The sequence below is a fragment of the Sphingobacterium sp. UBA7625 genome, from assembly GCF_002484085.1.
Taxonomy (GTDB): Bacteria; Bacteroidota; Bacteroidia; order Sphingobacteriales; family Sphingobacteriaceae; genus Sphingobacterium; species Sphingobacterium athyrii.
This window is the reverse complement of record NZ_DLJD01000047.1, coordinates 55580-60948: the sequence shown is the minus strand read 5'-3', so window position 1 is coordinate 60948 and position 5369 is coordinate 55580. Positions and strand designations below refer to the sequence as shown.

At 42.1% G+C, this 5369-nt stretch carries 5 protein-coding genes; 3 read left to right on the top strand and 2 right to left on the bottom strand.

What is annotated here, in order from left to right; translation table 11 throughout:
- The first annotated feature begins 2 nt into the window (after positions 1-2).
- Both B4G94_RS19610 and B4G94_RS19605 read left to right on the top strand, forming a co-directional pair.
- Positions 3-2393, top strand: coding sequence for a bifunctional UDP-N-acetylmuramoyl-tripeptide:D-alanyl-D-alanine ligase/alanine racemase (locus tag B4G94_RS19610; RefSeq protein WP_286861249.1), 2391 nt, complete (start codon positions 3-5; stop codon positions 2391-2393).
- A gap of 45 nt (positions 2394-2438) precedes the next feature.
- Complete coding sequence (locus B4G94_RS19605) at positions 2439-3041, top strand: DUF502 domain-containing protein (protein WP_286861246.1); 603 nt, start codon at positions 2439-2441, stop codon at positions 3039-3041.
- Positions 3042-3125: 84 nt separating this feature from the next.
- Here B4G94_RS19605 and B4G94_RS19600 read toward each other — a convergent pair whose 3' ends face one another.
- Positions 3126-4025: a pirin family protein gene (locus B4G94_RS19600; RefSeq protein WP_108636965.1), complete on the bottom strand. Its 900-nt coding sequence runs from the start codon at positions 4023-4025 to the stop codon at positions 3126-3128.
- 50 nt (positions 4026-4075) lie between these two features.
- Between B4G94_RS19600 and B4G94_RS19595 the strand changes: the two genes are divergently transcribed.
- Positions 4076-4675 carry a hypothetical protein gene (locus tag B4G94_RS19595; protein WP_286861244.1) on the top strand — a complete coding sequence of 200 codons (600 nt, stop codon included), beginning with the start codon at positions 4076-4078 and terminating at the stop codon, positions 4673-4675.
- Here the strand turns inward: B4G94_RS19595 and B4G94_RS19590 are convergent.
- Positions 4672-5369, bottom strand: a 698-nt coding sequence (locus B4G94_RS19590; protein ID WP_286861241.1) for a Cof-type HAD-IIB family hydrolase, incomplete at its 5' end; no start/stop codon positions are given. The two genes, B4G94_RS19595 and B4G94_RS19590, sit on opposite strands and share 4 nt — an antisense overlap.

Here is a 5369-nt window from a genome sequence, read left to right as displayed (position 1 = left end):
TTATCACGGATCCCAATTCTTTAGTTCAACATTTATTTTATGATAGCCGAAAGATTGTTCAGGCAGATAACGGTGTGTTTTTCGCGCTGCAGAAGAGTAGGGATGGTCATCATTATATCAAAGAGGCCTATGATAAGGGGGTAAGAAACTTTGTTCTACAACTTGACGAAGAACAGGAACAGTTATTTCCGGATGCAAATCTGATATGGGTCACCGACAGCCTCGAATCCATGCAGGTATTGGCGGCTTATCATCGGCAGAAGTTTAGCTTTCCTGTTATTGGGATCACCGGGAGCAATGGTAAGACAATAGTCAAGGAATGGTTATACCAACTGATGTCCCCGGAATATAAGATCTACCGAAGTCCCAAAAGCTATAACTCTCAATTGGGGGTAGCACTTTCTTTATGGGGCTTATCCGATCAGTATAATCTGGCGATTATCGAAGCGGGCATTTCGGAAAAAGGCGAAATGGTTAAGCTCGAAAATATGATAAAACCAACGATTGGTCTGCTGACAAATGTGGGCGTGGCTCATAAAGTTGGTTTTGAATCAAAGGCGGAAAAGATCTACGAAAAGATAAATCTGTTCAAGGACGTTGAGACAATGATCTTCCCCAACCGTTATGTAGAGGATATTCAATTGCCTTATCGCCCTCGAAAATTTTCGTGGGGATACGATGAGGGGCTTTCATTGGAGGTTTATTCGCTCAAACAGGTGGACGATAAATTTACGGTAGCCACACTTTTCTATGGCGGGCGGACATTTGCTGTTGAGGTACCTTTTGTTGACAAAGGAAATATTGAAAATGCCATCAACTGTGTTGCGGTAATGTTGCGTTTTGGTTACGAAAGAGAGGTGATCGCATCAAGAATTAAAGAGCTGCAGCCTGTTGCCATGCGGCTTGAACTGAAGAAAGGTAAGAAAAACAGCTCTATTATTGATGATTCCTATAGTAACGATTTGGATGCCCTCCAAATTGCGCTTGAATTTTTAAATCAACAGGGACAGCATCCCCGAAAAATCCTGATTCTTTCGGATTTACCCGGGGTTAGTTTGGCGGATGAGAAAAGCTTGTCAAAACTGAAACGGCTACTTTCGGAGTACCGCTTGGATCGGTTGATCTTAATCGGGGAGATCTTGACACAAGTTGCTGATCAATTTGCTGTTCCATCGGTTTCGTATGCCAGTACCACAGCATTTTTGGATGATATCAGGTCACTTCAATTTGAAGATTCTACTGTTTTATTAAAGGGGGGACGGGAATTTCATTTTGAACGGATCAGCCGCCTATTGGTGGCAAAATCCCACGATACGGTGCTTGAGATCAACCTCAATGCAATGGAAAATAATCTGAATGTCTATCGTCAACTGTTGCCAAAACATGTGAAATTGATGTCTATGGTCAAAGCTTTTTCCTATGGGAGCGGAAGTTTTGAGATTGCAAACCTGTTACAGTTCAATAGGGTGGATTACCTTACTGTGGCATTTGCAGATGAAGGTGTCGATCTAAGGGGGGCTGGAATCACATTGCCTATTGTTGTGATGAGCCCTGATGAAAATACCTTTGAATCTATCGTTCAGTATAATCTTGAACCTGAAATTTACAGTTTTAGAGTGCTTTCTTCTTTTTTGAATTACCTGAAGGGAAGGGGGATTTCGTCCTTTCCGATACATATCAAAGTGGATACGGGCATGCATCGTCTTGGTTTTATGCCGGATGAAGTGGATAAACTGATTACTGAATTAAACTCTAGTGCTATATTACAAGTAAAGTCGGCATTTTCCCATTTGGCTTCTGCCGGCAATAAAGAAGACAATACTTTTACTCAACAACAGATCGATCTTCTCGATCAATTTACAAGACGCCTTGAAGAAGGGCTGGGCTATTCTTTTTTACGTCATATTGCTGCAACTTCGGGTATCGAACTATGGCCGCAGGCCTATTTTGATATGGTTCGGCTCGGGATTGGACTGTATGGGATTGACGTCGAACGGCATGATCTTCCACTTCGGGAGGTCAGTAGTCTGAAGACCAATGTAACTCAAATAAAGCACTTGGCTGCGGGAGAGACCGTTGGTTATAATCGGCATGGGGTATTGCATCGGGATAGCAAAACGGCAACGATAAAAATTGGTTATGCGGATGGATATGACAGGCGTTTTGGGAATGGTGTAGGCAAGATGATGGTTAATGGCCAGCTCGTACCAACAATAGGAGATATCTGCATGGATATGTGTATGCTTGACGTGACGGATATCGAAGTGGCAGAAGAAGATGAAGTGATTGTTTATCCAGATATTAAGCTCGCGGCAAAAGCTATCGGTACTATCCCTTACGAACTCCTGACGAGTATTTCGCAGCGGGTAAAAAGAGTATATTTTTATGNNTAAAGGATATTCTGCATTTTTGTATAAATATATTTGATTTTCTAACTCATGCTCGGTAAATTATTCAGGGGATTTATTAATTATTTAATTCGAGGTATTCTCGTTGTTGTGCCATTGGCGGGTGCTGTTTTTCTGATCGTATGGATTTTTGCATCGATTGACTCAGCGCTGAACCTGACAGAACATTTTCTACAGGACGAAAAGGGACATCCTTTATATATTCCCGGAATCGGAATCTTAACTGTGATCCTTATCCTTGTTCTGGCTGGCGTGATATTTACGAATTTTGTGACCGACCCGATCAAAGTATGGATCAACCATCAGATCAAGAGAATACCGCTCTTAAATACCCTGTACACGTCAATAAAGGATTTTACGGAAGCCTTTGTTGGGGATGCTAAGAAATTCAATGAGCCTGTGCTGGTCACCGTTAATGAGTTCGGGCTCAAGAAGATCGGTTTTCTGACACAGCATGATTTAAAAAGTTTAGGTCTTGAAGATGAGGTTATGGTTTATTTCCCATATTCTTACTCTTTTGCCGGTCAGGTTGTTATTATTAGTGCGGATAAGGTCAAAAAATTAGATATGTCGCCCACCGATGCAATGAAACTTGTTGTCTCCGGGGGTGTCAGTGGTATTGAGCATTCGTAGGCTAATGCTAGCAATAAGAAAGGGCTGGAATTTTAAATTTCCAGCCCTTTCTTATTGGTTGTAAAACTGTTGCATTGATTTATATTAGGACTTCCTTTGGCCTAAAGTTGGATTCACAGGTGGAATGGGAATGTAGCCATCATCCCCCGGAACTTTTGGAAATTCGTGTTGTTCCCATTTATTCCTGGCGATTTTTAAGGTTTCGATGTCAGAAGCGACAAAATTCCAGTCGATGTAGCGTTGTTCAGGAAAGGGTTCACCGCCAAAGATATATACGGAGGTGCCTGCTTTCATTTCGAACTCACATAACTTGGCATCCTTTGCAACCAAAATTTGCTTTGGACCAAACTCCTGGCCTTCAGCCTGTACTGAGCCATGAAGAATATACAAACCGCTTTCGCCATAGAGATGTTCGCCTAGTTTAATGCGGGAATCCTTTTCCGCTTTAATTTCAATAAGATATAAAGGGCTGTAAACCGGTACTTCCGAACGATGGCTGTTGATTTCGCCAGCAATCAGACGATAACTTACACCGTCTTCGGTCCAATGCGGAAGCTGTGGTTCTTCGATATGAACGAAGTTGGGCTCCATCTGTTCCAGATCCTTAGGCAAAGCGACCCAGATCTGTAAACCATGGAGGTCATGTTGCGTAGACCGTAGGTAATCCGGCGTGCGCTCGGAATGGGTTACTCCTTTTCCGGCTGTCATCCAGTTTACCGCTCCGGGTTTTATTTCAACGGCATTGCCTAAACTATCGCGGTGCATGATACTTCCCTCAAAGAGATAAGTTAACGTAGATAATCCGATATGAGGGTGTGGAGCAATATCCATGAAGTGAGGCTCGGAGATGGTGTCAGGCCCCATATGGTCAATAAATATAAACGGACCGACCATACGTTTTTGTCTGAAAGGAAGTAGTCTCCCTACCAAGAAATTGCCTATATCTGCGGCTCTTTCTTCAATCACTATTGCAATATTTGACATAANNTAATGTTTCCTTATTTTTGTGTGTTTATTCTAAAGCAATTTAAGAAATGTCAGGTATAATTGATCGTATTCTAGGTAAAAAGTCTGTAAGAAATGAGGTGGCAATGGCGCTATCCAATAGATTGTCATTTGAGAACAGTCAATGCGACCGTTTTCTGCTGACGAAGGCCCTGACGGAGGATGCGGCATCGGAAACGGAATATATGCTGTTTCAAAAAAAGCTATTGCTTTTGGAATTGGATAAACAGCAGGCTATCGAAGCTGAGCTGGACTTGCTGTCGCAATATATCGCAATGGTCAAGATGTTGATGCCTGCTGGTTTTTTACTCAAATGGGAAAATCGTTTTCAGCCGGAAAAAGAGCTGCTGCTGCCCCCGCTGATCTTATTTCCCATGGTGCAACATGCCGTAACAAACGGATATAATGGTATGTCTTCCCATCCCATCCGGGTTCGTCTCTCAGGATCTTCGAAAGTGCTACTGTTTGAGGTCAGCCATCGTGCAAACCATTATCTGGAGGGCCAATTTAAGCATACCTTGATTGAAGATTTTCAGAATAGACTCGAGTTTCTTTTTCCAGAACGACATAGTTTGCTCTTGAATAGCAATAGCAATACCTGCCGCGCTGCACTCACAATTCATTTCTAGATAACCCCAAAATGCTTTAAGGCATTCCAGATGCCGTTGCTGTCTACATCGTCGGTAATATAGTCCGCGATTTCCTTTACTTCGGGATTCGCATTTCCCATAGCTATACCAATCTGTGTGTGGGCAAGCATGGTAATGTCATTTCCTCCATCACCAAAAGACATGGTTTCGGAAAGCTCAATACCGAAATGTTTTAGAAAAACATCTATACCTACTTTTTTACTTTGTCCCATCGGGTTAACATCGGCAAAAATGGGCGTCCAACGGGAAGCAACAGAGTTGGGCATAACATTTTCCATAAACTCAGCTTCTTGTTCCGGGTTGATAAATACATTGACCTGCATGACGGATCCCAGATCAAAGTTGTCTTCATAGTTGCGTATCGGCGGGGTTTTTACGTTAACTTGCTGATACATCCTGAGTACTTCGGGCGTAACCTGATTTAAGGAGATCTCTTTGTCTGACATAAATGAAAACGTGAGTTCGGGATGATACTTTGCGTAATCAAGTAATGAACGGATGTCTTCTTGAATAATACTATTTTTATAAATAACCTGTTCATCTTTGGTGACGCAGTATCCGCCATTGAACGTGATAAAACCGTCGAAGTCAAGGTAACGGATATGTCCTAATTGATTAAAGGACCGGCCGGTAGAAACTAAAACTTTTATATTTTTTTCTTTTAATAATTGAA